The organism is Bradyrhizobium sp. GW821-FHT13H06 (assembly GCF_058803975.1).
In genome coordinates, this window is sequence record NZ_JBXAPN010000002.1 from 39,904 (window position 1) to 65,937 (window position 26,034).

A 26,034-nucleotide genomic window follows, 5' to 3' on the forward strand; every position below is an offset into this window, starting at 1 on the left:
AAAAGATCATGCTCGGACGATAAGCTTTAGAGCTCGGGCTTCTGCCGGATGACGACCTTGGTGCCAACAGGAACGCGATCATAGAGATCGGCAACGTCATTGTTGACGAGGCGGAAGCAGCCGGAAGACACCTTGGTGCCGATCGTGTCGGGGCGGTTGGTGCCGTGGATGCGGTAGACCGTGGTGCCGAGATACATGGCGCGGGCCCCCAACGGATTGCCGGGGCCGCCGGCCATGAAGCGCGGCAGATAGGGCTGGCGCTGGATCATCTCCGGCGGCGGCGTCCAGTCCGGCCATTCTTTCTTGTTGGTGATGGTCACCAGTCCTTGCCACTGGAAACCGTCGCGGCCGACGCCGATGCCATAGCGGATCGCGCGCCCGCCGGGCTGCACCAGATAGAGGTGCCGTTCTGCGGTCGAGACGATGATCGTTCCCGGCGGCTCGGTGGTGCGGAAGTAGACCACCTGCTTCTGCCATTCCGGCTCGAGCTGGTAGCCGTCATCGGCGACCAGTCCCGGCTCGTCCCCGCGGTCCGGCTGCTGGGCGAAAGCTTGTGGCGTCGACAGAATCAGGCCCATCGCAGCCACAAACATCCCGGTCAGGCGACGAAAATCCGTCATGTAAAGCTCTCCCCGCTGCCACAGCGCAAATCAATCATGAACCATCAAACCTGAGGGGCAAGTTCGTGGCAAGTTGATGGCGCGCCGCCCTGGTATGTCACGAGAATACTTTGGCTTTTTGACGGGCCGGAGCAATGCCACGAACAGGGGATGGCGCGAAAAGCATAGATTGTCGCGGCGAGGCGGTACTGCGCTCCTCTCCCGCTTGCCACCGGGAGAGACTCCGACGGAGGTCGCGGGGAGATCGACTTCGATAATTGGCGCTTGGTGCAGCTAGATCTTGTTGCTCTCCGGCGCAATTTCCAGGCGGCGCACGATCTCCGTGGCCACGGCGCGCGCCTCGGCCCGCGACCCGATACGGGGGCTGCGAAATCGTCGCCCCGAGTGCAACCGGATCACGACGATGCAGTGCTCGTCCTCGGAGCGGCCGCGGCGCTCGACGGTGATCGATTTCACCTCATGCCCCTCGATATGGTCCGCGCGCAGGCTGCCGTCGCCCCACAGGCGCTCGACGCGAATGTCGGCAGGCCGGATGATCCAGAAGGCACCGGTGACGAGGTTGGCGTATCTGTAGACGACGAACGCCGCGATCGCGCCGGCGGGCAACAGCGCGATGTCGATCGGGCCCGGCGGCAGGCCGCGCCAGAGCTTGTAGGCATAGGGAACGGCGCTCACGGCGACCGCGATCAGCGCAACGACGTAGATCTCCCGCGCCGGAAACGGCTCGATGGCTTCGCCGAGATGCATCTCGGGATTGCTGGCATCGAGCGGATTGCGGGGTGCCTCGACATTGGGAACGCCGAATTGCGTGGCGATCCGGGTCACGGTGTCATGCACATGCGTGACGTCCGAGATCGGCGGGGACGTCAGGCGTTCCCCCGAGGCCAGCGTGAAGGCCAGCTGGAAACGGGCTTTCACCCTCTTGCTGCCGGGAACCTGCAATTCCCTGATGTCGTCCTTGGGCACGACCCGCGTGCGGAGCTTTCCGAACGGACGCTGCTGCCCGATCAGGATCTCGCTCGGTGTGATGATCCACACCACCGCCGGCGCCATCATGATGCCGACGACGAAGCCCGCCCCCACGAGCAGCGCGACCACGGAGATCGCGATTTCCAGGATGTCGCGCGTGAACAGGCCCGGCGTGAAGCACAGCGCAACCGCGGCCGCAAAGCCGGACATCACCAGCCGCTGGGCGATCGAGGCGCCTTCACGAAGGCGGATGTCGGTGCTGGTGGTCGCGTCGTCCATCGCGGGCGGTTGATTCCGTCGCTCGCGAAACTCAGCGGACCGGTCCGCGGAGTCAAGCAACAAGGGCGACAGATGATGCCGGTGTCAGCTGTTCACGTTCAGCAGCTAAAAGCATGACCCGGAAAAGTGCGCAGCGGTTTTCCGAAAAGATCATGCTTAAACAACCACCTAAAGCGCGATGACGATTCATCCTGATCGCGTCGCGCCTTAGGACGCCGAAGCCGAGTGGCAGGATGGACGCGCCCCCCGGCCACGCCGACGGTGCGCTCTCCCCCAAATACAAAACGACCCGGACGGGGGCATCGTCCGGGTCGCTGGAGGTCCTTGGGAGGTTTAACGAAACCGTATGGGGACTTTATAGGAGTGAAGTTTTTCCGCCTGATGTTGCGCTTTGTTTCAATTGTTTCGTCGGCGGTAACACTTCCGTGTCCGGGGACAGGGCCTGCGCTGCGGCCCTATCCCATTGAATTGATTGGAGTTAGGCGGCGAAACGATCGACGCCGGCACACTTAAGCAAATCGGCCAGTTGCTTGCGGGCATAGAACATCCGCGTCTTCACCGTGCTCTGGGGGATGCCGATGATCTGCCCGACCTCCTCCACCGATTTCTCGTGATAGTAGACGAGGTTGATGATCTCCCGATGCGCAGGCGACAGCTTCTGCACGCAGGCGCGCAGGATGGCGCTGGTGTCGCTGCGGTCGAGCGAAGTCTCCGGCGTGTCGGCACCATCGGCAATCTGGCGCACATCTTCCTGGTCGATGTCCTCGAAGCGGCGCTGGCGCATCGCGGTCAGCGCCTTGAAGCGGGCGATCGAGAGCAGCCAGGTCGAGACCTGCGAGCGCCCCTGGAATTGGCCGGCGGTCCGCCACACATCCAGAAACACCTGGCTGACCAGGTCTTCCGCCGTGGTGGCATCGCGCACGATGCGCAGGATGAAGCGGTACACCCGCACATTGTGCCGGCAATAGAGGATGTGCATCGCCGTCCGGTTGCCGTCGGCAATGCTCTCGAGGAGCATGTCGTCCGAGGTCGCCTGAGCGGCGATGATGCTCTGGCTGGCTTGGGCGTTGATGGCGATGACGTTCGGCATTGACTTGGCTCCCCGTAGCGCCGCAACCGAGCGGCGTTTCCTTAGGCCGAAGTGTTAATCAGCCAACGTTTCGGGATGTCTGCACGAAAAGGAGAAAATGGTTTCGTGCGCCGCCAAATTGTTTCGTCGCAGCGGCCGCGACGAAACATTCGGGCCAAAAAGACGTGGAATTTCAACGTGCGGAAAATACGGGAGTGGGAATTTGGGGCTGAGCGGAGGCGCCGGGAACGTATTTCTGGCTGTTGCGTTCGGTGTCGTCCGGCCTCGCCGTGATTCCCGGGGGCGCCCTCGGGGCGTCCCGGAATGACGTCCCTACGCCTTCTCGCCGGCCGGCGAGAACAAATAGCCGCCGCCGCGGATGGTGCGGATCACGGCCGGCTTGGCCGGGTCGGGCTCGATCTTGCGGCGGATGCGCATGATGCGGAGATCGACCGCGCGGTCGAAGGCCTCGGCGTCGCGCGCATTGGCCAATTCCAGCAGGCGCTCGCGCGACAGCACGCGTTTCGGATTGGCCGCGAACACCTTGAGGAGCCCGAACTCGGAGGCCGTCAGCGGATGCTCGTTGCCCTCGTCGTCGCGCAAGGCCTGCGCTTCGAGATCGAGCCATTTGGTGCCGAAGCGCACCAGCTGCTCCTTGTCCGATTTCGCCGCCGCCTCGGGCACTGCTGCCTTGGCCGGCACGCTCCGCCGCAGCACCGAGCGGATGCGCGCCATCAGCTCCCGCAGCTCGCAGGGCTTGGCCACGTAATCGTCGGCGCCGAGCTCGAGTCCGACGACGCGATCGATCGGGCTCGCGGTCGCCGTGAGCATGATCACGGGCACGTTGATGCGGCTCTTGAGGTCGCGAATGATCGAGAGCCCGTCTTCCTCGGGCATGTTGAGATCGAGCACGACGAGGTCGGGCATGCTGCCCTGGATCGCGGCGCGCAAGCTCTTGCCGCCGTCGCACAGCGTCACGGTGAAGCCGTGCATCTTGAGGTAATCGCCGACCATCTCCCGGGCCGGGGCCTCGTCGTCGACGATCATGATGTGCTGGCTTTGGGTCATGGGCTTTGCATCACGGCGTTTCAGTCGCGGGGAGGGTGATGGTGAAGGTCGATCCCTTGCCGGGGCCGTCGCTGTCGGCGGTTACCTCGCCGCCATGCATGTCGATGATACGCTTGACGATGGAGAGCCCAAGCCCCGTCGAGCTCTCGCCGGCGGTCGGTTTTGCCGACAGCCGCTGGAACCGGCCGAACAGGCGGCCGAGATCCTCCGGCGACAGGCCGGCACCCTCGTCGCTGACGCGGACGGTGGTGTCGCGGCCCTCATGGCTGACGACCACGTCGATCTTGCCGCCGATCGGAGAGTATTTGATGGCGTTGCTGATGAGATTGTCGATCGCCTCGCGGATGCGGTCGGTGTCGCACATGGTGACCATGTTGGCCGGCGCGGCAACGCTGATCGTCTGCTGCTTGTTGACGGCGAGCGGCTGGTTGGCTTCGGCAACCTCCTTGACCAGCGCGGCGACGTCGACCGGCTCGCGGCGGATGGTGATGTCGAAGGCATCGGCCATCGCATCCGAGATCAGGTGATCGACCATCGTGGTCAGGCGCTTGGTGGCGTCGCGAATGTGGTCGACCTGGGCGACCACGCCGCTTTCCGAGGCGCCGGTCGAGATCAGCTCCTTCAGCATCTCGGTGCGGCCGAGAATGACCCCGAGCGGATTCTTCAGGTCGTGCGCGACGGTGCCCAGAATCTCGTTCTTGAAGCCGTTGGCGCGCTGCAGCCGCAGCCATTGCGCCGAGAGCCGGCGGTTGGCCTGCATCAGCGCGCGGGTGCGCTGGGCGACGCGGTCCTCGAGCTGGGTGTTGGCGTCCTGCAGCTGCTGGTAGAGGATCACGTTGTCGAAGGCGATCGAGAGCCGGCTGGAGAAGATCTCGACCAGCGAGCGGTCGGTCTCCGACAGCTCGCGTTCGGCCTGGAGCAGCACCACGACCTCGCGGCCGCTTCCGGTGCGCAGATAGATCACGCTGCGGTGGTCGGCGAATTCGTTCTTGCGGCGCTGGAACGCGGCCTCGACCATCTCGCGCAGGTCGGGATCGAGCGCCTTCGACGTGGTGGTGCCGATGAAGCGGCTGTAGCAGCCGCTGCCGGCGAGCACCGAGAGCTCGGGATCGACGCCGCCATTGTCGCGCAGGACCAGGATGCCGGCGCAGTCGACGTTGAGCAGCGAGGCGAGCTGGGTCAGCACGCCCTCGGCGAGCCGCTGCATCGACTTGAAGTCGTACAGCGTCGAAGCGGCGTCGATGATGATCTCCAGCCCGCGCCGCGTCTGCACCATGCGCTCGAGCTGCTGATAGGAGCGCAGCGCCGCGGTCAGGGAGGTGAACAGCTTGTCGGCGGTGAGCTCGGTCTTGGCCTTGTAGTCGTTGATGTCGTACTGCACGATCACGCGCCGCTCCGGCGCCTGGCCGGGCTGGCCGGTGCGCAGGATGATGCGCACGGTCTCGTTCCTGATCTCGTTGCGGATGAACTCGACCAGTTCGAGGCCGGCGACGTCGGTCTCCATGATGACGTCGAGCAGCACGGCGGCGATGTCGCCGTGCTCGGCCATCAGCTTGCGGCCTTCCGCTGCGGAATAGGCCGAAAGGATCTCCAGGCTCTGGCCGTTGAGGCTGTAGTCGGACAGCGCAAAACGGGTGCCGTCATGCACGGCCGGATCGTCGTCGATGACGGCGATCTTCCACTTCCGGGCGTTACTATCCTCCGACGCGGTACCGGTATCGTCGATCAGGTGGAGGACATCGTCCTGTTCGGCCATTGCGAAGATCCGTCACTTTCTGTGCTTTGCGTGCCGCCCTTGGCGACCCGGGGGATGATAATGCGAAAAGTGGTGCCTTGTCCCAGCTTGGATTCCAGCACCATGCGGCCGCCGAGCTGCTGGGTGACGAGGTTATAGACGATATGGAGGCCGAGTCCCGTGCCGCCTTCATTGCGCCGGGTGGTAAAGAAAGGGTCAAAGGCCTGGCGCTGCACGTCGGGGGTCATGCCGGCGCCGTCGTCGGCGAAGCTGATTTCGATGTCGTCGGTCCCGCGCGGCCGCGCCGAGATCGCGATCGTGCCGGCGCGCCCGTCGGCGAAGGCGTGGTTGGCGGCGTTGAGGAACAGGTTGGTCAGGATCTGGCCGTAGGAGCCGGGATAGCCGTCGAGCAGCAGCCCCTCGGGCACGTCGACCTGAAGCGTGATCGGCGACCGCTTCAGCACCGGGCGCAGGCTGGCGATGATCTGGTCGGTGGCTTCGCTGAGCGAGAATTGCCGCCGCTCGATATGCGAGCGATCCACCGCAACCTGCTTGAACGACTGGATCAGCTCGCCGGCGCGCTGGAGGTTGGCGACGAGCTGCTGCGAGGCGTCGCGTGAGGACTGCACGAACTCCTCCAGCTGCGACCGGCGCAGGCCGCCCTCGCCCTTGAGCTGGGCCTCGAAGATCTCGGTGCGCCGGGCCAGGCTGGAGGCCACCGTGAGGCTGATGCCGATCGGGTTGTTGACCTCGTGCGCGACGCCGGCAACCAGGCCGCCGAGCGCCGCCAGCCGTTCGGCATCGATCAAATTCTGCTGCGCGGTATTGAGCTCGAGCAGCGCGCTCTCGGCCTTCTCCTTGGAGGCGCGCAGCTCGTCCTCGGTCTCGCGCTTGGCGATCGCGTTCTCGCGGAACACCTCCACCGCGCGCGCCATGGCGCCGACCTCGTCGCGCGCCTTGGTGCCCTGCACCTCGCGATCGAGGTCGCCGAGCGTGATCGCACGCATCGCGGTCATGATCTGCTGCAGCGGCAGGCGGATCGACAGTGCGATCAAGACGCCCGCGGTGAGGATGATGCCGAGGAAGATGACCGCGATCGACAGCACCCGCCGGGAAATATCTCCCAGCGTGCGGTCGAAGGTCTCCTGCGCCTTCTGCTCGCGTTGGCGCATCTTGCTCGAGAGGTCGTCGATGGCGCCGATCGCCTCGGCCTGGCTGGCGTCGATGGTGTTGCGGAGCAGCTCGGTGCGGCTCGCAAGCTGTTCGGAGAGCTTGGCAAAGCCCTCCCGCAGCGCCATGGTGCGGGCCGCAAGCCGCCGCAGGGCCATCTTCTGGAGGTCGTTGTCGGCGAGATCGATCATGACCGGGATGGTCTTCTCGATCGTCTCGGTGTTGCGGCGCGCGTCGTCGGCGGCGCCCGATGACTGCGACAGGTAGTAGGAATTGGCCGCCACCAGCATCGCGGTGAAGGCCTCGCGGGACTTGCCGAGCGAGGGCCAGATCAGCGCGTCGCGATGGCCGGTGGCGCCCTCGATGATGGAGTAGAGGCCGGCCATGTCCCTGGCCGGGCCCTGCACCTGCTCCTCATAGGTCTTGGCGATCGTCGCCTGCACGCTGCGCAGCTCGCCGAAACCGTTGAGGAAGCGATCGGTGGTGCGCTCCAGCTCCTCGACCGAGCCCGACAGCATCGGGTCCTTGGCGGCGCGGTTGGTCAGTGTGCCCAGCACCGCCTCGCGCAGCAGGAGGATCTCGGCGAACAGGTCCGGGCTCGGCTGGTTGATATAGCGGTGGATCAGGTTCTGGAGGCGTCCGGTCTCGCTTTCGAGCAGCGCCAGGATCCGGTCGGACTCGCGCACCTGGCGCACGTCGTGCCAGGCCGAGCCCAGCACCTGCGCGCCGTTCCAGATCATCGCCACCAGCACCACGACCACGGCGGAGTTCAGCGCGGCGATCGACAGGATGCGCCAGCGGATCGGCACCGCCCGCAGCACGCCGACGAGCCGCGCGCGCAGCTGCCCGATCGGGCCGGGCGGCCTGTCCGCGTGTTCGTGATGTCCAAGTGCAGCCAACAGGCCTCACTCCACCTTGCGAATGCGTTCGATCAGCGCGGCCGCCGCAGGATCGCGTCCGGCCTTGGCGTAGATGGCGGCCATCGCCGCCTCGAACGGCTTGCGGTCGATGTCCTTGGTGATGGTCACGCCCGCGTCCTGCGCCTTGCGCTGCGACTGTTCCTCGAGGTCGCGCCACTTCTCGCGCATGAAGCGGCTGGAGCGCTGCGCGGCCTCCCTGAAGATGATCCGGTCGTCCGGCGACAGGCTCTGCCAGGCCTTCAGCGAGATCACCAGCACCTCCGGGCTCATCGTGTGCTCGGTGAGCGTGTAGTGGCCGGCATGCTTGTAATGGTCCGTCGTCACGAAGGATGGCCAGTTGTTCTCGGCGCCGTCGATCAGGTGGTTGGCAAGCCCGGTGAGCACCTGCCCGTAGGGCAGCTCGACCGGTTCGGCGCCGAGCGCGCGCATCATCTGGCTCATCAACTCCGACTGCTGCACCCGGATCCGCAATCCCTGGAGATCTGCGACGCTTCGGACCGGGCGGACGCCATTGTAGATCGACCGCGCGCCCGAATCGTAGAAGCAGAGTCCAACGAAGCCGTAGGGCTCGAAACTGTTCAAGATCTCGCTGCCGATCGGCCCGTCCAGCACGTTCTGCATGTGCTCGATGGACCGGAACAGGAACGGCATCGCGAGCACGTTCATCGCCGGGACGAAATTGCCGATCAGCGCCACGTTGGTCCGGTTGAGGTCGATCGCGCCGGCCCGGGTTTGCTCGATGGTCTCCTTTTCCTCGCCGAGCTGACGGGAGTGGAACACCTTGATCTCGTGCCGGCCGCCGCTGCGCTCGGCGATCAGGGCGCCCATGTAGCGCAGCGCCTGGACGGTCGGGTAATTCTCGGCCTGAGTGTCGGCGGCGCGAAATTCGCGCGCAACGGCGCCCGTCGTCCAGACGGCCAGCAGAAGCGCGACGAAGATCACCCCGGTCCGCGAAGATTCGGCACGGTTCAGCACTGACACACTCAACCCCTCGGTGGTGGAGTCTATGGTGGAAGGAAAAGGTTCAATGCAATCTAGCAGATGGTCGGGGGAAGGCCATCCCGCCGGTTCCGCGGGGCCGAATTGTGCGGCGCGGCCGGCGCTCGTTCCCGGTTGAAACCGCCAATGCCGCGCCTTAAGCAAGGCAGCCGCCTTCCGGCGTGCGGCAAGGGAAGAGCCACCGTGATGTCAGCACTGCGCCTTTTGCAGCTCGTCGCCGCCCTTGCGGCTCTCTCATTGGCCGCGCCTGTGCGTGCCGCCACGGACATCGCGCTGTGGCACGCCATGTCCGGCGAGCTCGGCCGGCAGCTCGACAAGCTCGCCTCCGACTTCAACGCCTCGCAGTCCGACTACCGGATCGTGCCGGCTTACAAGGGCAATTACACCGAGACGGTGACGGCCGCGATCTTCGCCTTCCGCTCGCGCAGCCAGCCGGCGATCGTCCAGGTCAACGAGGTGGCCACCGCCACCATGACTGCGGCCAAGGGCGCGATCTATCCGGTGTTCAGCCTGATGCGGGACCAGGGCGAGCCGTTCTCGCTCGACGATTACCTGCCCGCGGTCTCCGGCTACTACACCGATGCGGCCGGCAATCTGCTGTCCTTCCCGTTCAATTCCTCGACCCCGATCCTCTATTACAACAAGACCATGTTCCGTGGGGCGGGCCTCGATCCGGAGGCGCCGCCGAAGACCTGGCCGGAATTGGGGACGGCCGCAAAGCGCCTGCGCGACCATGGCGCGGCCTGCGGCTTCACCACGTCCTGGCCGTCCTGGGTCCATGTCGAGAATTTTTCCGCCTTCCACAATCTGGCCCTGGCGACGCGAGCCAACGGGTTTGCCGGGCTTGATGCCGAACTGACCATCAACAATCCGCTTCTCGTCAAGCACGTTGCCCAACTCGCGGAATGGCAGAAGACTGGGCTGTTCGACTACAGCGGCCGCGGGCAATCAGCCGAGCCGCGCTTCCAGAAGGGCGAATGCGGCATCTTCATTGGCTCCTCGGCGACGCGTGCCGACATCAAGGCGAATTCGAAGTTCGAGATCGGCTACGGCATAATGCCGTACTGGCCGGACGTGAAGGACGCGCCGCAGAACTCGATCATCGGCGGCGCCACGCTTTGGGTGCTGCGCGACCGTCCCCGCCAGGAATACAAGGGCGTGGCGCGGTTCTTTGCCTATCTGTCGCAACCCGCCGTGCAGGCCGCCTGGCACCAGAACACCGGCTATCTGCCCGTGACCCGCGCCGCCTTCGAGCTGACGCGGTCGCAGGGGTTCTACGAGCGCAATCCGGGCTCGGCGATCTCGTTCGAGCAGATCACGCTGCATCCGCCGACGGAGAACTCCAAGGGCATCCGGCTCGGCTCCTTCATTCTGATCCGCGGCGCCATCGAGGACGAGCTGGAGCAGGCCTTTTCCGGCCAGAAGAGCGCGCAAGCCGCACTGGATTCCGCCGTCGAGCGCGGCAACAAGCTGCTGCGCCAGTTCGAGCGCGCAAGCCCGGATCGGTAGAAGCAGGATAGAAGCTTGGCGTTGACCGGAGCGCGAGACCTTTCCACAGCGTCATGGCCGGGCTTGTCCCGGCCATCCACGACTTGCCACGCAGCACGAAGAACGTGGATGCCCGGGACAAGCCCGGGCATGACGAGCGCAAACCTACTGTGCGCGCGATGTCGATGACGCTTCCTCACCTCACCGATGCGGAAAGCTTTCGCGCCTTCCGCTCGGCGTCCTCGCGATGGTTGCCGATCGCGCTCGACATCGCGCGCCGCCACGGTCTCGATGTCGGCGCGCCGCTTGTGTTTGCGACAGGCACCAATCTCGTCGTCGGCCTCGGTGACAATCTGATCCTGAAGATCTTCCCGCCGCTGCTGCGCGCGCAATTCGTCTCCGAGCGCGCCTCGCTGTCGCAGCTTGCCGGCCGCTTGCATTTGCCGATTCCCGAGATCGTGGCGGAGGGCGAGCGCGACGGCTGGCCTTATCTGATCATCACGCGCCTTGCCGGCACGCTCGGCTCGGAGGTCTGGCCGCATTTGCCGGAAGACCAGAAGGAGCGCGTGCTGCGCCAGATCGGCGAGACCATCGCTTCCGTGCAGCGCGCCCCGCTCGGCGCGCTCGCGCAGATCGAGCCGCGCTGGGACGACTTCATGCGTCGGCAGATGCAGGGCTGCAAGGCCCGGCACACACGTCTCGGACTTGCGCCGAAATTCCTCGCCGGTCTCGACGATCTCCTGCGCGATGCGGCTCAGCTGATTCCGATGGATGCGCCGCCGGTGATCCTGATCGGCGAATACATTCCGGAAAACTTCCTGCTCGCCTGCGATGACGGCCAATGGTCGCTCAAGGGCCTGTTCGACTTCGGCGACGTGCTCGCGGGATGGCGCGACTACGACCTGCTCGGCCCCAGCGCCTTCATGGCGGCGGGACGGCCGGGCCGGGTGAAGAGCCTGCTCGAAGGCTTTGGCTATACGAAGCTCGATTTCGCGCTCAAGCGCCGCTTGATGGCCTTGATGCTGCTGCACCGCGCCAGCGACCTCAACAGCCACATCTGCATCGAAGGCTGGCAGGAGAGGGCGGCGGACCTGGTCGAGCTTCAGGATCTGATCTGGCCAGGGTGAGTACGCCGCGCCTCCCGCCTTCCAAATGGGCTCCTCCATTTGTTAGCCTATATTTTGAGCAATCGTCTCTCTTTGTATGCAATAAGAGGGCTTGGTCGCGCCCTTCAACTTCCGCCAGAAATGGCAGAACATGATTGGAATCAGCATGTTAATCCGCGGGTAATACCTCGTTAAGCTCTGGCACGAACCTTGCGAAAGAGGTTCCAACCAAAACGTTGTGTTGGAGCAATTTCATGAAGCGCCGCGATTTCCTCAAATCCGTTTCCGGGTTGGCCGCCGGAGCGGCGCTTCCGGCCATGCCGTCCGTGATCTCCTCCGCCAGGGCCGATGCCCGCTCGGAGACGCTGCTGATCGTCTCGGAGGGCGGCCCCAACAATCTCGACATCCATGGCATCGGCACCAACGTGCCCGGCTACGAGGTGTCCTGGAATTGCTACGACCGCCTGATCAGCCACGAGATGAAGAGCGGTCCGGGCGGGGTGCCCTATTACGACCGCGACAAGTTCAAGGGCGAGCTCGCCGAGGACTTCAAGATCGACGACATGTCGGTCACCTTCAAGCTGAAGAAGAATGCCAAATTCCACGACGGCGCGCCGGTCACCGCCAAGGACGTGAAATGGTCGCTCGACCGCGCCGTCAGCGTCGGCGGCTTCCCGACCTTCCAGATGAGCGCGGGCTCGCTGACAAAGCCCGAGCAGTTCGTCGTGATCGATGATCACACCGTGCGCGTCGACTTCCTGAAGAAGGACAAGCTCACGATACCCGATCTTGCCGTCATCGTGCCCTGCATCGTCAATTCCGAGCTGGTGAAGAAGAACGCCAGCGAGAAGGATCCCTGGGGTCTCGAATTCACCAAGCAGCAGACCGCGGGCTCCGGCGCCTACAAGGTGGTGAAGTGGACCGCCGGCACCGAAGTGGTGATGGAGCGCAACGACGACTGGGTCGGCGGTCCCCTGCCGAAAATCAAGCGCGTGATCTGGCGCATGGTGCCGCAGGCCGGCAACCGCCGCGCGCTGCTCGAACGTGGTGACGCCGACATCTCCTATGAGCTGCCGTTCAAGGATTTCCAGGAGATGAAGGCGAGCGGCAAGCTCAACGTGGTGTCGCTGCCGTTCTCGAACGGCATCCAGTATATCGGCATGAACGTGACCAAGCCGCCCTTCGACAATCCGAAGGTGCGCCAGGCGATGGCCTATGCGATGCCGTATCAGAAGATCATGGACGCCGTGCTGTTCGGGCTCGGCAACCCCATGTTCGGCGCGCCGAAGGACAAGCCGACCGAAGTCGCCTGGCCGCAGCCGCACAAGTTCAACACCGACATGGAGAAGGCGAAGGCGCTGCTGGCGGAGGCCGGCTACGCCAACGGCTTCGAGACCACGATCTCGTTCGACCTCAACTTCGCGGGCGTCAACGAGCCGCTCTGCGTGCTGGTGCAGGAATCGCTCGCCCAGCTCGGCATCAAGACCACCATCAACAAGGTGCCCGGCGCCAACTGGCGCACTGAATTGAACAAGAAGGAGATGCCGCTCTTCACCAACGTGTTCTCGGGCTGGCTCGATTATCCCGAATACTTCTTCTACTGGTGCTATCACGGCAACAATTCCGTCTTCAACACCATGAGCTACAAGTCGGCGGAGATGGACAAGCTGATCGATGGCGCGCGCACGGCCGCTGCCACCGGCGACACGGCGACCTACGACAAGGACGTGAAGGGCTTCGTCGATCTCGCCTACGCCGACCTGCCGCGCATCCCGCTGTACCAGCCCTTCGTCAACGTCGCGATGCAGAAGAACATCAGCGGCTACCAATACTGGTTCCACCGCCGCCTGGATTATCGCGCGATGGCGAAGGGGTGAGAGAAGCGAATGGCGAGTGGCGAGTAGCGAACAGGGGATGGCGAATGCAGGCTGTCGGCGGTGAAAATCCATTCGCCATTCGCTATTCGCCATTCGCGCGAGCGGAGCGAGCCCCATGCTGACCATGATCGGCAAGCGCCTGATGTTCGCGATTCCCTCGCTGATCGGCGTCGTCATCGTCACCTTCCTGCTGACGCGCGCGCTGCCCGGCGACCCGGCGGCGTACTTCGCCGGCCCTGCCGCAACGAAAGAAGCGGTCGAGCAGATCCGGAAAAAACTCGGCCTCGACAAGCCGCTGGTCGAGCAGTTCTTCCGCTATGCCAACGACCTCGCCCATGGTGATTTCGGCAACTCGCTCACCACCGGCCAGCCGGTCGCGGCCGAAATCCGCAACCGCCTGCCGGCGTCCGCCGAGTTGACCTTGCTCGGCCTCTTCGTCTCGATCGCGATCGCCATTCCGCTCGGCGTGCTGGCGGCAACCCGGCCGGGATCGTGGATCGACCATCTCTGCCGGGTGACGACGACGGCCGGCGTGTCGCTCCCCGTGTTCTTCACCGGCCTCGTGCTGGTCTATGTGTTCTATTTCCGGCTCGGCTGGTCGCCGGCGCCGCTCGGCCGTCTCGACGTGTTCTACAGCGCGCCGCCGACGGTGACCGGCTTTTACCTGATCGACACTCTGCTCGCGCGCGACGTCGAGGCATTCCGCTCGGCGCTGAGCCAGCTGATCCTGCCGGCGACGACGCTCGCGATCTTCTCGCTGGCGCCGATCGCGCGCATGACGCGCGCCTCGATGCTGGCGGTGCTCGCCAGCGAGTTCGTCCGCACCGCGCGCGCCAGCGGCCTGTCGCCCGCAACCGTGATCGTCACCTACGCCTTCCGCAACGCGATGCTGCCGGTCATCACCACGCTCAGCATGGTGTTCTCGTTCCTGCTGGGGGCCAACGTGCTCGTCGAGAAAGTCTTCGCTTGGCCCGGCATCGGCTCCTATGCCGTGGAAGCGCTGATCTCGTCGGACTTCGCACCGGTGCAGGGTTTCGTGCTGACCATGGCGGTCATGTACGTGCTGCTCAACCTCGTGATCGACATTCTCTACGGCGTCATCGATCCGCGCGTCAGGTTGGAGGGGTAGCCGACCATGATCGCGTTCGATGCGAATCACGCGGACGGTGCGCTCCCTCCCCCGCTTGCGGGGGAGGGTTGGGGAGAGGGTTTCTCCGCGGTCGAGAACCCCCAAGAGGAGAAAGCCCTCGCCCGCGCCGCCGGCGCGACCTCTCCCGCAAGCGGGAGAGGTGAAGCCAACTCCAAGCTCGCCACCCAAAGTCATGAAGCTCCAGGAGTGAAGCCATGAGCTCCGTTGCGCCTGCTGTTGAACCCGCCGGTCCCGCGCGCACGTCCGGCCTGGTCGCGATCCTCGAGCAGACCCGCTACGTGCTCGGCGAGAACAAGGTCACGGGCTTCGCCTTCGCGCTGCTGATCCTGATCCTCGCCGCCGCGATCTTCGGCCCCTATGTGGTGCCGTATGATCCGCTCGCCTCCGATACCGCCGCGGCTCTGAAGCCGCCGTCGGCGGCGCACTGGTTCGGCACCGACCAGCTCGGGCGCGACATCTTCAGTCGCGTCATCGTCGCGACCCGGCTCGACGTCTTCATTGCGGTCGCATCCGTCGCGCTGGTATTCCTGATGGGCGGGCTCGCAGGCATCGCCGCCGGCTATTTCGGCGGCTGGACCGACCGCATCGTCGGCCGCATCGCCGACACCATCATGGCGTTCCCGCTGTTCGTGCTCGCCATGGGCATCGTCGCAGCGCTCGGCAACACCGTGCAGAACATCATCCTGGCCACCGCGATCGTGAATTTCCCGCTCTATGCCCGTGTTGCGCGTGCGGAGGCGAATGTGCGCCGCAACGCCGGCTTCGTGCAGGCGGCGCGCCTGTCCGGCAATGGCGAATTCCGCATCCTCCTGGTGCACATCCTGCCGAACATCATGCCGATCATGATCGTGCAGATGTCGCTGACCATGGGCTATGCCATCCTCAACGCCGCGGGCCTGTCCTTCATCGGCCTCGGCGTCCGCCCGCCCACCGCCGAATGGGGCATCATGGTTGCTGAAGGCGCGGGCTTCATGGTTTCAGGGGAATGGTGGATCGCGCTGTTCCCCGGCCTTGCCCTGATGATCGCCGTGTTCTGCTTCAACCTCCTCGGCGACGGCCTGCGCGACATCGTCGATCCCCAGCGGAGGACGTGATGGCTGGTCTTCCTTGCGGCGCAAGCAACGTGAAACTCGGATGTGAGGAGGGCACCTCTCTATCGCTCCCTCCCCCCTTGCGGGGGAGGGCTGGGGAGGGGGGTAGCCCAGCAAGAGGTGTTGGTGATCCGGATGCCGCGGTGTTCGCATGCGGAGAGAATCCCCGTGTTGCACCCCTCTCCCTGCCCCTCCCCCGCAAGGGGGGAGGGAATGAGAGAGCGGTGCCTCCCTCACGCGCAAATCTGCGTCCGAAATTCCCCAATGAAATCAATCTCATTCTACTGTGCATGGGGTTGTTTTCGACCTTTTTGATGCGGAGGCCCTCATGACCGCCCAGCCTCTGCTCGACGTCCAGGACCTCACCGTCGAGTTCACCACCCGCCGCGGCATCGTGAAGGCGGTGCAGCACGTCAACATCTCCGTCGCCAAGGGCGAGACGCTCGCCATCGTCGGCGAGTCCGGCTCCGGCAAGTCGGTGACCTCCTATGCCGTGATGCGCATCCTCGACCGCGCCGGTCGGATCGCCGAGGGCTCGGTGATGTTCTCCGGCATCGACGTGAAGGCCGCGACCGAGGACCAGATGCGCGACCTGCGCGGCCGCGAAGTCTCGATGATCTTCCAGAACCCGCGCGCGGCGCTGAACCCGATCCGCAAAGTCGGCGACCAGATCGAGGACGTGCTGCGCACCCATGTGCAGCAGGCCCAGGTGGCCGATCACGGTGAGAAGGCGATCGAGGCGCTGGAGCAGGTCAAGATCGCCCGCCCGCGCGAGCGCTACCACGCCTATCCCTTCGAGCTTTCGGGCGGCATGTGCCAGCGCGTCGTCATTGCGCTCGCGCTCGCCTGCAATCCGCAGCTCCTGATCGCGGACGAGCCGACCACCGGCCTCGACGTCACCACGCAGAAGGCGGTGATGGACCTGATCGTCGAACTGACGAAGCGCCGCGCAATGTCGACCATCCTGATCACGCACGACCTGGGCCTCGCCGCCGCCTATTGCGACCGTGTCGTCGTGATGGAGAAGGGCCGGGTGGTCGAGACCGCGAACGCCGCCGACATCTTCGCCAATCCGCAGCACCCCTACACCAAGAAGCTGATGCGCGCGACGCCGCGGCTCGGCGTGAACTTGCGCGATCTGCTGCCGGAAGATGAACCCGCGGCGGCGGTTCCCTTCGCCTCTCCCCGCACGCGGGGAGAGGCCGCCGCGCTCGGGAGCGCAATTGCGCCCCAGAGCGCGGCGGGTGAGGGGAACTCTCCAAGCATCGTGCTCGCGGAGAGTCCCTCTCACCCTGCAAACGTGGAGAGCGAGAAGACCCCCCTCCTCCTCGTCGACAAGCTGGTCAAGGAATATCCCCGCCAGGGCGAGACCGCCACGCTCGGAAAACTGTTCCGCCGCAAGCCGCCGGTCGAGCCCGACGTGTTCCGCGCCGTCGACGGCATCAGCTTCTCGATCGGCCATGGCGAGAGCGTCGGCCTCGTCGGCGAATCCGGCTGCGGCAAATCGACGACGTCGATGATGGTGATGCGCCTGCTTGACCAGACCTCCGGACTGATCCAGTTCGACGGCGAGGCGATCTCCGGCATCGCGCCATCGGCCTTTGCCCGCCTGCCGCAGCGCAGCCGCATCCAGATGGTGTTCCAGGATCCGACCGACAGCCTCAACCCGCGCTTCACCGCCGCGCGCGCCATCGCCGACCCGATCATGCAATTGGGTGACATCAAGGGGCGCGACGCGCTGCGCGCCCGCTGCGAGGAGCTGGCCACCATGGTCGGCCTGCCGCACAACCTGCTCGACCGCTTCCCGCACCAATTGTCCGGCGGCCAGAAGGCCCGCGTCGGCATCGCCCGGGCCATTGCCCTGCATCCGAAGCTGGTCATCCTGGATGAGCCGACGGCGGCGCTGGACGTCTCGGTCCAGGCCGTGGTGCTCAATCTGCTGCAGGACCTCAAGGCGCGGCTAGGTATGAGCTATCTGTTCGTCTCGCATGATTTGAATGTGGTGCGCTTGTTGTGCGATCGTGTCATTGTGATGCGGACGGGTCGAATCGTCGAGGAAGGCTCGTCCGAGCAGGTCCTGAGCGATCCGCAGGACGACTACACCAAGGAGCTGCTGACGGCGATCCCGCATCCGCCGTTGCAGACACACTAAGAGCGCATTGTTTGAGAGCGTGATGGCCGAACCCCTGGACGACTATATCGACGCCGTATCGAAAGCGCTGGCGCTGCCGATCGAGGAGGCCTGGAGGCCCGCGGTGCGCGCCAACCTCGAGGTCTCGCTGCGGCTCGCCCGCCTCGTCGACGAATTCGCGCTGCCGGACGAGACCGAGCCGGCGCCCGTCTTTACGGCCTGATGCTGCCATGACCGCCAAGCCAGAGATGACGGCCGCCGAGATCGCGAGTGCGGTTGCAGGCGGCAAGATGTCCGCGCTCGATGCCACCGAAGCCGCGCTCGCGCGCATCAAGCAGCATGACGGCATCCTCAACGCCTTTACCGACGTCACCGCCGAGCGTGCCCGCGCGAAAGCACGCGCGATCGACGCCGATATCGCGGCGGGAAAGAAAGTCGGCCCGCTCGCCGGCGTGCCGTTCGCGGTGAAGAACCTGTTCGACGTCGCAGGCCTGCCCACCCGCGCGGGCTCGAAGATCAACCGCGACCTCGCACCCGCCAAGCGCGATGCGGCGCTGATCGAGCGGATGGAGGCGGCCGGCGCCGTTCTCGTCGGCGCGCTCAACATGGGCGAATACGCCTACGACTTCACCGGAGAGAATGTTCACGACGGCCCCTCGCGCAATCCGCACGACACCACGCGGATGAGCGGCGGTTCGTCGGGCGGCTCGGGCAGCGCCGTCGGCGGCGCGCTGGTTCCGCTCGCGCTCGGTTCGGACACCAACGGCTCGATCCGCGTGCCGTCGTCGTTCTGCGGCATCTTTGGCCTCAAGCCGACCTACGGCCGGCTGTCGCGGGCGCGGTCGTTCCCGTTCGTGGCGAGCCTCGATCATCTCGGTCCATTCGCGCGCTCCGTCACCGATCTCGCGCTCGCCTATGACGTGATGCAGGGGCCGGATGCGGACGATGCCGCCTGCACCACGCGTGGGCTGGAACCGACGCTGCCGCTGCTCGCCAATCCGGTCTCGGATCTGCGCATCGCCGTTGCCGGCGGTCACTTCCAGAAGAACGTGTTTCCGGAAGCAGTCGAAGCCGTCAGCCGCGTTGCCAAGGCGCTTGGGGCGACGCGTGTGGTCGAGGTGCCCGAAGCTTCGCGCGCCCGCGCGGCCGCCTACGTCATCACCACCACCGAAGGCGCCTCGCTGCACCTCGATCGTCTGCGCAAGCGCCCGAACGATTTCGATCCCGCGGTGCGCGACCGGCTGATCGCGGGCGCCATGGTGCCGGCGCCGCTGGTCGATCGCGCGCAGAAATTCCGCCGCTGGTATCGCGCACAGCTCGCTGAGATCTTCAAAACGGTCGACGTGCTGCTGGCGCCGGCGACGCCCTGCACCGCGCCAAAGCTCGGCCAGGTGAATTTCAACCTCGACGGTGTCGAGTTGCCGGTGCGCGCCAATATCGGCATCCACACCCAGCCGATCTCGTTCATCGGCCTGCCGGTCGTTGCAGTGCCGGTGCCGCTCGAGCCGCTGCCGATCGGCGTGCAGATCATCTGTGCGCCCTGGCGCGAGGACATTGCGCTGCGCGTCGCGCACGCATTGGAGAAGATGGGCGTCGTTGCTGCGCCCGCGCCAAGAGGATTTTGAGATGGAGATCGATCTCCCCGAGGTGATCGCGGAAGTCAGAGCCGCGTTCGAGCGCTATGAGCAGGCCCTCGTCAGCAACGACGTCGCCGTCCTCGGCGAGCTCTTTCGCAACGATCCCCGCACGCTGCGCTACGGCATCGGCGAGAACCTCTACGGCTATGAGGCGATCTCCGGCTTCCGCGCCGCACGCTCGCCGGTCGGGCTGAACCGGCGCACCGCAAAGACGGTGATCACCAGCTACGGCCGCGACACGGCCGTGGCCTCCACCCTGTTCTATCGCGACACGGCGCCCGGCAAGGTCGGCCGGCAGATGCAGACGTGGATTCGCTTCCCGGAGGGCTGGCGCGTCGTCGCGGCCCATGTCAGCATCATCGACGAGCCGAAAGAGACCGTATGACGCTTGATGATCTTCCGCGGGGAACATTGCCGGCCGAGCCGGTGGTGCCCCGCGTCGACCGGGCACTGCCATCGGTGCAGAAGGTCACGCGCGCCGAGGAGCTGCGTCTTCAACTTGCCGACGAGATCGTGCGCGGGATGCTGGCGCCGGGCTCCCCGCTGGACGAGACCGACATCGCACGGCGCTTCAACGTCTCGCGCACCCCGGTGCGCGAGGCGCTGCGCCAGCTGGTGGCGAGCGGGCTGGTCGAGGCACGGCCCCATCGCGGCGCGGTGGTGGCGCAGCCATCCGTCGAGCGGCTGAAAGGCATGTTCGAGGCGATGGCGGAGCTCGAGGCGTTGTGCGCAGGCCTTGCCGCCGAACGCATGTCGGCGGCCGAGCGTCACGGCCTGGAGGCCATCCACGAGGAGCTGCGGGTGCTGAGCTACACCGGCAATCCCGAGCGCTTCCACGAGGTCAACGAGCGCTTCCACAACGCGATCTATACCGGTTCGCAGAACGGCTACATCGCCGAGATCACGCTCGCCACCCGCGTCCGGGTGCAGCCGTTTCGCCGCGCCCAGTTCCGCAATCTCGGCCGTCTCGCCAAGTCGCATGCCGAGCACGATCGCGTCGTCGTCGCCATCATGCGCGGCGACAAGCAAGGTGCGGCAGCGGCGATGCGCGCGCATATCGAATTGGTGCGCGGGGAGTACGAGATCTACGCGGTGTCGGTGTAGCCGCACACGCGGTGCCGTAGGGTGGGCAAAGGCGCAAAGCGCCGTGCCCACGTGTTTCCTAGTTGATGAAGATGGTGGGCACGCTTCGCTTTGCCCACCCTACGGCTGCGCCCGGGACACGAGGCCGATCACCCCGTCGCAGCTTCTGCCATGAACTTCCGCCAGCCGCCATACGCAGTGATGTCTCGCGCTTCGCCCAGCACCTCCGGCTCGACGAGAAACCCCTTCACGCTGCGGCCGTCCGCCAGGCGAACGGTGCCGATCGCCATCGGTGCCGGGATCGCGTTGACGAATCTGCCGAAGGCGGATGGCGACAGCGACCAGATCTCGAGCTCGATCGCGGTGCCCTTGCCGGCCGCGACACGCAGCATGCCCGGCTTGGCCGGCGTGGTCGGCAGCGCATAGAGCTTGTAGTCCGGCGCGGTCTTGGTGACCTCGATCAGGCGCCCGTCGAGCGCCGTCAGTTCGCCGTTCAGCGCCATGCCGGACAGATGCGCGCCGACGACCGCGATGGGAATCTCGTCGCTGCTGCCGGTAGCGAGCACTGCGAGCGGCGGCTGCGCCGTCCCCCTCGCGCCGACGGTCAGCTGGGTATCCGCATGGAAGGCGCGGCCGATGCTGGCGAGCATCGCATCGCGTCCTGCGGGCGCGAGCAGGGTGATGCCGAACGGAATGCCGTCGCTGCGCATCGATGCGGGTACGGCGAGGCCGCAGAGGTCGAGCAGGTTGACGAAATTGGTATAGGTGCCGAGACGGCTGTTGAGCTCGATCGGGTTGGCGAGCACCTGTGCGGTCGTATAGGCCGTCGGCGCCGTCGGCAGCACCAGCGCGTCGATATTGGTGAACGTACGCTCGGCGATCTTGCGAAGCCCTTGCAGGCGATAGAGGGCGGAGAAGGTTTCCGCCGCCGTCAGCCGCGCGCCGGCGGCGGTGATCTCGCGCGTCACGGGATGGATCGTGTCGGGCGCGGAGGCGAGCAGGTCCTTGATCACGAGGTATCGCTCGGCGACCCAGGGGCCCTCATACAGCAGCCGCGCCGTTTCGTAGAACGGCTCGAGGTCGAACTCGACCAATGTGGCGCCAAGCGCAGTCCATCGCTTCAGTGCATCGCCGTAAGCGGCTTCCGCGTTCTTGTCGCCGAAGAAGATCAGTTGCCCCTTGCGCGGCACGCCCAGGCGCAAGTTTGCCGGCATCGGCGTGATCGCGCCAAGCGGCCGGTCGCGCGAGAACGGATCGGCCTTGTCCGGCCCCGCCATCACCGACAGCGCGAGGGCGGCGTCGTCGACCGTCAAGGCGAACACCGAGATGCAGTCGAGCGTGCGGCAGGCCGGTACCAGACCCGCGGTCGAGATCATGCCGAGGCTCGGCTTCAGCCCGACGATGTTGTTGAGCATCGCCGGCACGCGGCCGGAGCCGGCGGTGTCGGTGCCGAGCGACAGCGGCACCAGCCCGGCGCCGACGGCGACCGCCGAGCCCGAGCTCGAGCCGCCGGGAATGAGATCCTCGCGGATCGAGTTTCTGGGAATGCCGTAGGGTGAACGGACGCCGACGAGACCGGTTGCGAACTGGTCGAGGTTGGTCTTGCCGATGATGATGGCACCGGCGGCGCGCAGGCGCTCCACGGCAGTCGAATCGTGCGCCGGCGTGTACGAGAAGGCCGGGCAAGCGGCCGTGGTCGGAAAGCCCAGCGCGTCGATATTGTCCTTCACCGCGACCGGCACGCCATAGAGCGGCAGGCCGGTGGCGTCTTTCGTGGCGAGACGTTCGGCCTCCGCGATCGCGTCCTTCTCGTCGCGCAGGCTGATGAACACGGCGGGGTCATCGTGGTCGCGGATGCGCTGATAGGCCCGCGCGACCGTCTGCGCCGGCGTCAGCGTGCCCGCGCGGTGCGCGGCCACAATCGCGGCGATCGTTTCAGGCTGCTCAGCCCCCATGGCGACAAAACTCCGGCAATATGTCCTCACCTGGAGTGAAGCAAGCGATGTGCCATTGTGTACATTATCCGGGCAGGACGATTTCTTCGGATATTATCGTAAAATCAGCGGGTTGGCGGATATTTCGGCAGGCGCGTGAGCGGACGCGTTGGCGACCCGTGACGTGCATTTGCCTAAATCATGGGCGGGTCGAGATCAGGTGAAGCCGGCTAGGATCCGGAGCAGGTGCGCCCGGTTCTCCTTGCCGATCTTCGCCTCGACGTGCCGCTCGTGCTCGGCCGCGAGCCGCTTGAACTTCGCCAGCGCGGTCTCACCCTGCGCCGTGAGGTGCAAGGCATGGGAGCGCCGATCCTCCTTCGACCTGATCCGCTTCACCAGCTTGCGCTGTTCGAGGCTGTCGAGCAGATGCACCAGCCGGGCGCGCTCGATGCCGAGGCGCTTGGCCACCGCCATCTGCGACAGGCCCGGATTGGCGCCGATCACCGTCAGCACCGAATATTGCGTCGGCCGGATGTCGACCTCGCCGAGCGTCTTGATGAAGTCCTGGAAGATCCAGATCTGGAAGCGCCGCACCGCATAGCCGGCGTGGCCGGCCAGTGCGTCGAGGCCGACGTCGTCGGCGACGTCGCGAGGTGCGGCGCCGTTGCCGGCGCGCTTGCGTGGGGAGGGGCGGCTGTCGGCCCGGGCTGCGCTGGCTGTCACGTCGGTCTCTCCTGTCGCGCAACCCTAGCGCCTCGCGGCCTCGAGAGAAAGATTGTTGTTGACGACAACAATTGCCATGCCCAACATTATGACCAAAGCGGCCCGGACGAGGCTGCGGCCGATCCCATATCCGGGCGGAGGAGGAAACACATGACAGTCGCCCCAGACGGTGACGTTGCAGGCCTGTTCGCAACACCAAGGACGATCGCAGAGCAACGCGCCGACGGCAGCATCGTGCTGCGATCGCCGGATCCGTTGCGCGATGGCGCCCGTTGCGTCGGCGACTGGCTGGAGCAATGGGCGCGGCGAACGCCCGATGCGATCTTCCTGGCCGAACGCGGCAATGTCGAAGCGCCCTGGATCACCGTCACCTATGCCGAGGCGTTGCGGAAGGTGCGCGCCGCCGCGTCCTGGATCCTGGCGCAGGGTCTTTGCGCAGGGCGCCCGCTCGCGATCCTCTCCGACAACAGCATTGATCACGCGCTGCTCGCGCTTGCCGCCCAGCATGTGGGCGTGCCCTCGGCCGCGATCTCGCCCGCCTATTCGCTGATGTCGAGAGACTTCGACAAGCTCAAGAGCATGATTGCGCTGCTCGAGCCGGGCGCGATCTACGTCTCCGCGACCAAGCCATTCGCGGCAGCGCTCGCAGCTATCGAGCCGCTGCACCAGGCTCAGATCGTCAGCGGCAATGCCAATGACGATGGCGCACTCGCCTTCCGCACCGTTGCGGCAACGCCCGAGACGCCCGACGTCGCAAGGGCCTTTGCCGCGCTCACGCCGGACACGGTCGCGAAACTCCTGTTCACGTCAGGCTCGACCGGCACGCCCAAGGCGGTCATCAACACCCAGCGCATGCTGACCTCCAGTCAGCAAGCCAAGGCGCAGACCTGGACTTTTCTCGACGAGGGCCCCGGCAATCTCGTCATCCTCGACTGGCTGCCCTGGAGTCACACCTTCGGCGCCAACCACAATTTCAACCTCGTCCTGCGCAATGGCGGCTCGCTCTATATCGACGGCGGCAAGCCTGCCCCCGGCCTGTTCGCGACGTCGCTCGCCAATCTGAAGAGCGTGATGCCGACGGTCTATTTCAACGTGCCGCGCGGCTTCGACATGCTGATCGCGGCGCTGCGCAGCGACGAAGAACTGCGCCGCCGCTTCTTCGGCGAGGTGAGATTCGCCTTCTATGCCGGCGCCGCGCTGCCGCAGAATCTCTGGGATGCCCTGAAGCAGCTCTCCATCGAGACCGTCGGCCGTCCGCTGCCGATGGTTTCGGCCTGGGGCTCGACCGAAACCTCGCCGCTCGCCACCGATTGTCATTTCCTCGCCGAACGCTCCGGCAACATCGGCGTGCCCATTCCCGGCACCGAATTGAAGCTGGTCGGCTCCGGCGACAAGCTGGAGGTCCGCGTGCGCGGCCCCAACGTCACGCCGGGCTACTGGAAGGCGCCGGAGCTGACCAGGCAGGCGTTCGACGAGGAGGGGTTTTATCTGATCGGAGATGCAGTGAAGCTTGCCGATGCGAGCAGGCCAGAGCGCGGCCTGTTCTTCGACGGCCGCGTTGCCGAAGACTTCAAGCTCAATTCCGGCACCTGGGTCAGTGTCGGCACGCTGCGCGTCGCCGGCATCGCCGCGCTGGCGCCGCTCGCGCAGGACATCGTCGTCACCGGCCATGGCGGCGACGAGGTGCGCTTCCTGGTGTTTCCGAACATCGCAGCCTGCCGTGCCCATGCCGGGCTCCCCGAGACGGCCGCTGTGAACGACGTGCTGGCGCATGACAAGGTCAGAACCGCGATCGCGCAGGGCCTGGCGAGGCTGAAACAGCAGAGCGGCAACTCCTCCGGCCACGCCACGCGCGCGCTGCTGCTCGCCGACCCGCCGTCCGTCGACGGTGGCGAGATCACCGACAAGGGCTATATCAATCAGCGCGCCGTGCTGACGCGCCGGGCCGATGCGGTGGCGCGGCTGAACGATGATGCGTCGGCGGAGTGGGTTGGTCCGTAAGGAGTAGAGGTTCTCTCCACTCGGAAGCTCTCGTGCCCCGGACGCAGCGCAGCGCCCCGGCGATGCGAAGCATCGTCCGGTGTGATGCGCTGCAGAGCCGGGGCCCATCTATCCGAGTGCAGCGCGGCCGCATGGGTCCCGGCTCTGCGCAGCAGCGTTTCACGCTGCAGCGCGTCCGGGACACGGGGATCCAGGCCCGTAAACTAGCCCAGCCACCCTGCCGCAACATATTTCCGATTCTTTTGTTGCCTAAGCAACTAATTTATGCGAACCGTTCCAGGCACGGATGACGGCGAACAAACCGCCGCGTCTTTTCTGGAGGAAACAATGCGCGGCAGAAGTGGTGCCGCCGGCAAATGCCGGCGCATGCCCGGAGCTGACAGGAGATTGCGCCCCGCGCGCGACCTGTCAGACCTCGGTGCTGCCTGTCACCGCGCCGAGATTTTCGTGCAGCCGGCGCAGCAGTTCGATCAGCACCTCGCGCTCGTCCTTGCTGAGGCAGGACAGCAGCCGCCGCTCACGTTCGAACGCAGCGACGATCACCTTGTCGTGCGTGGCGCGCCCCTTCGCCGTCAGCGAGATCGAATGGGTGCGGCCGTCGTTCGGATCGGTGCGGATCGAGACCAGCCCGCGTTTCTCCAGTCCTGCCAGCGTCCGGCTTACCGGCCCCTTGTCGAAGCCGATGACGTGGCAGATTCGCGAGGCCGGAATGCCGGGTTCGATCGCCAGCAGCGACATGATCCGCCATTCCGTGACGTTGACGCCGAACTGCTTCTGATAGAACGCGGTCGCGCTGTTCGAGAGCTTGTTGGCGATGAAGGTGATGAACGCCGGGACGTAACGGTCGAGGTCGAGCGTCGGTCCCACATCCGTGGGCGCGGGCTTCTGGCGGACTCTGGTCGAGGACGGCGGCATATCGGGTTTCTGACTCGCGGCGGGCCCGCTGACCTAAGGGCATGCGCTCCCCTTTCACAAGATCAAAAT

21 protein-coding genes are annotated in these 26,034 nt (G+C 65.7%); 11 read left to right on the plus strand and 10 right to left on the minus strand.

The features are described from left to right. Nucleotides 1-26: 26 nt before the first annotated feature. From AC1RQP_RS06980 to AC1RQP_RS07010, 7 genes are all read right to left on the minus strand, one after another. Entirely contained in the window at nucleotides 27-620 is a 594-nt protein-coding gene (locus AC1RQP_RS06980) for a L,D-transpeptidase (RefSeq protein WP_239628057.1), read from the minus strand. A gap of 273 nt (nucleotides 621-893) precedes the next feature. Continuing rightward, nucleotides 894-1,868 carry a hypothetical protein gene (locus AC1RQP_RS06985; RefSeq protein WP_492936413.1) on the minus strand — a complete coding sequence of 325 codons (975 nt, stop codon included), beginning with the start codon at nucleotides 1,866-1,868 and terminating at the stop codon, nucleotides 894-896. Between the two features lie 478 nt (nucleotides 1,869-2,346). After that, nucleotides 2,347-2,958: a sigma-70 family RNA polymerase sigma factor gene (locus tag AC1RQP_RS06990; RefSeq protein WP_197968692.1), complete on the minus strand. Its 612-nt coding sequence runs from the start codon at nucleotides 2,956-2,958 to the stop codon at nucleotides 2,347-2,349. Nucleotides 2,959-3,270: 312 nt separating this feature from the next. Next, nucleotides 3,271-4,005, minus strand: a complete 735-nt coding sequence (locus AC1RQP_RS06995) for a response regulator (protein WP_239628051.1) — start codon at nucleotides 4,003-4,005, stop codon at nucleotides 3,271-3,273. A 10-nt stretch (nucleotides 4,006-4,015) separates the two neighbouring features. After that, nucleotides 4,016-5,761 carry an ATP-binding response regulator gene (locus AC1RQP_RS07000; RefSeq protein ID WP_239628050.1) on the minus strand — a complete coding sequence of 582 codons (1,746 nt, stop codon included), beginning with the start codon at nucleotides 5,759-5,761 and terminating at the stop codon, nucleotides 4,016-4,018. Beyond that, on the minus strand, nucleotides 5,731-7,809 hold the full coding sequence (locus AC1RQP_RS07005; RefSeq protein WP_239628048.1) for a sensor histidine kinase: 2,079 nt from the start codon (nucleotides 7,807-7,809) through the stop codon (nucleotides 5,731-5,733). Before AC1RQP_RS07005 ends, AC1RQP_RS07000 begins: the two co-directional genes overlap by 31 nt. 6 nt (nucleotides 7,810-7,815) lie before the next feature. Beyond that, complete coding sequence (locus tag AC1RQP_RS07010; RefSeq protein ID WP_239628047.1) at nucleotides 7,816-8,811, minus strand: TRAP transporter substrate-binding protein; 996 nt, start codon at nucleotides 8,809-8,811, stop codon at nucleotides 7,816-7,818. Nucleotides 8,812-9,015: 204 nt separating this feature from the next. Between AC1RQP_RS07010 and ugpB the strand changes: the two genes are divergently transcribed. From ugpB to AC1RQP_RS07060, 10 genes are all read left to right on the plus strand, one after another. Next, on the plus strand, nucleotides 9,016-10,338 hold the full coding sequence (gene ugpB, locus AC1RQP_RS07015) for a sn-glycerol-3-phosphate ABC transporter substrate-binding protein UgpB (RefSeq protein WP_239628045.1): 1,323 nt from the start codon (nucleotides 9,016-9,018) through the stop codon (nucleotides 10,336-10,338). A 53-nt stretch (nucleotides 10,339-10,391) separates the two neighbouring features. Beyond that, nucleotides 10,392-11,444 carry an aminoglycoside phosphotransferase family protein gene (locus AC1RQP_RS07020; protein ID WP_492936414.1) on the plus strand — a complete coding sequence of 351 codons (1,053 nt, stop codon included), beginning with the start codon at nucleotides 10,392-10,394 and terminating at the stop codon, nucleotides 11,442-11,444. 233 nt (nucleotides 11,445-11,677) lie between these two features. Beyond that, nucleotides 11,678-13,300: an ABC transporter substrate-binding protein gene (locus tag AC1RQP_RS07025; RefSeq protein ID WP_492936415.1), complete on the plus strand. Its 1,623-nt coding sequence runs from the start codon at nucleotides 11,678-11,680 to the stop codon at nucleotides 13,298-13,300. 115 nt (nucleotides 13,301-13,415) lie between these two features. Beyond that, nucleotides 13,416-14,429, plus strand: coding sequence for an ABC transporter permease (locus AC1RQP_RS07030; RefSeq protein ID WP_035677556.1), 1,014 nt, complete (start codon nucleotides 13,416-13,418; stop codon nucleotides 14,427-14,429). A gap of 215 nt (nucleotides 14,430-14,644) precedes the next feature. Continuing rightward, the gene (locus tag AC1RQP_RS07035) at nucleotides 14,645-15,544 is read left to right on the plus strand and encodes an ABC transporter permease (RefSeq protein ID WP_239628040.1); all 900 of its coding nucleotides are present in this window, start codon (nucleotides 14,645-14,647) and stop codon (nucleotides 15,542-15,544) included. Between the two features lie 325 nt (nucleotides 15,545-15,869). Further along, the gene (locus tag AC1RQP_RS07040; RefSeq protein WP_492936416.1) at nucleotides 15,870-17,693 is read left to right on the plus strand and encodes a dipeptide ABC transporter ATP-binding protein; all 1,824 of its coding nucleotides are present in this window, start codon (nucleotides 15,870-15,872) and stop codon (nucleotides 17,691-17,693) included. Nucleotides 17,694-17,715: 22 nt separating this feature from the next. Beyond that, on the plus strand, nucleotides 17,716-17,895 hold the full coding sequence (locus AC1RQP_RS07045) for a DUF4089 domain-containing protein (RefSeq protein ID WP_492936417.1): 180 nt from the start codon (nucleotides 17,716-17,718) through the stop codon (nucleotides 17,893-17,895). 7 nt (nucleotides 17,896-17,902) lie between these two features. Then, nucleotides 17,903-19,297 carry an AtzE family amidohydrolase gene (locus AC1RQP_RS07050; protein ID WP_492936418.1) on the plus strand — a complete coding sequence of 465 codons (1,395 nt, stop codon included), beginning with the start codon at nucleotides 17,903-17,905 and terminating at the stop codon, nucleotides 19,295-19,297. 1 nt (nucleotide 19,298) lies between these two features. Continuing rightward, on the plus strand, nucleotides 19,299-19,694 hold the full coding sequence (gene hpxZ, locus AC1RQP_RS07055) for an oxalurate catabolism protein HpxZ (RefSeq protein WP_492936419.1): 396 nt from the start codon (nucleotides 19,299-19,301) through the stop codon (nucleotides 19,692-19,694). Then, the gene (locus tag AC1RQP_RS07060; protein ID WP_239628033.1) at nucleotides 19,691-20,413 is read left to right on the plus strand and encodes a GntR family transcriptional regulator; all 723 of its coding nucleotides are present in this window, start codon (nucleotides 19,691-19,693) and stop codon (nucleotides 20,411-20,413) included. The genes hpxZ and AC1RQP_RS07060 overlap by 4 nt, the downstream gene beginning before the upstream one ends. Before the next feature lie 128 nt (nucleotides 20,414-20,541). Here AC1RQP_RS07060 and atzF read toward each other — a convergent pair whose 3' ends face one another. After that, entirely contained in the window at nucleotides 20,542-22,347 is a 1,806-nt protein-coding gene (gene atzF / locus AC1RQP_RS07065) for an allophanate hydrolase (protein ID WP_492936420.1), read from the minus strand. A gap of 195 nt (nucleotides 22,348-22,542) precedes the next feature. Then, nucleotides 22,543-23,049 carry a MarR family winged helix-turn-helix transcriptional regulator gene (locus AC1RQP_RS07070; protein WP_492936421.1) on the minus strand — a complete coding sequence of 169 codons (507 nt, stop codon included), beginning with the start codon at nucleotides 23,047-23,049 and terminating at the stop codon, nucleotides 22,543-22,545. A gap of 150 nt (nucleotides 23,050-23,199) precedes the next feature. On the opposite strand from AC1RQP_RS07070, the gene AC1RQP_RS07075 reads away from it, so the two are divergent. Then, nucleotides 23,200-25,050: a feruloyl-CoA synthase gene (locus AC1RQP_RS07075; protein WP_492936422.1), complete on the plus strand. Its 1,851-nt coding sequence runs from the start codon at nucleotides 23,200-23,202 to the stop codon at nucleotides 25,048-25,050. Nucleotides 25,051-25,458: 408 nt separating this feature from the next. On the opposite strand, the gene AC1RQP_RS07080 is transcribed toward AC1RQP_RS07075, so the two are convergent. Continuing rightward, complete coding sequence (locus tag AC1RQP_RS07080) at nucleotides 25,459-25,965, minus strand: MarR family winged helix-turn-helix transcriptional regulator (protein ID WP_492936423.1); 507 nt, start codon at nucleotides 25,963-25,965, stop codon at nucleotides 25,459-25,461. Between the last annotated feature and the right edge of the window lie 69 nt (nucleotides 25,966-26,034).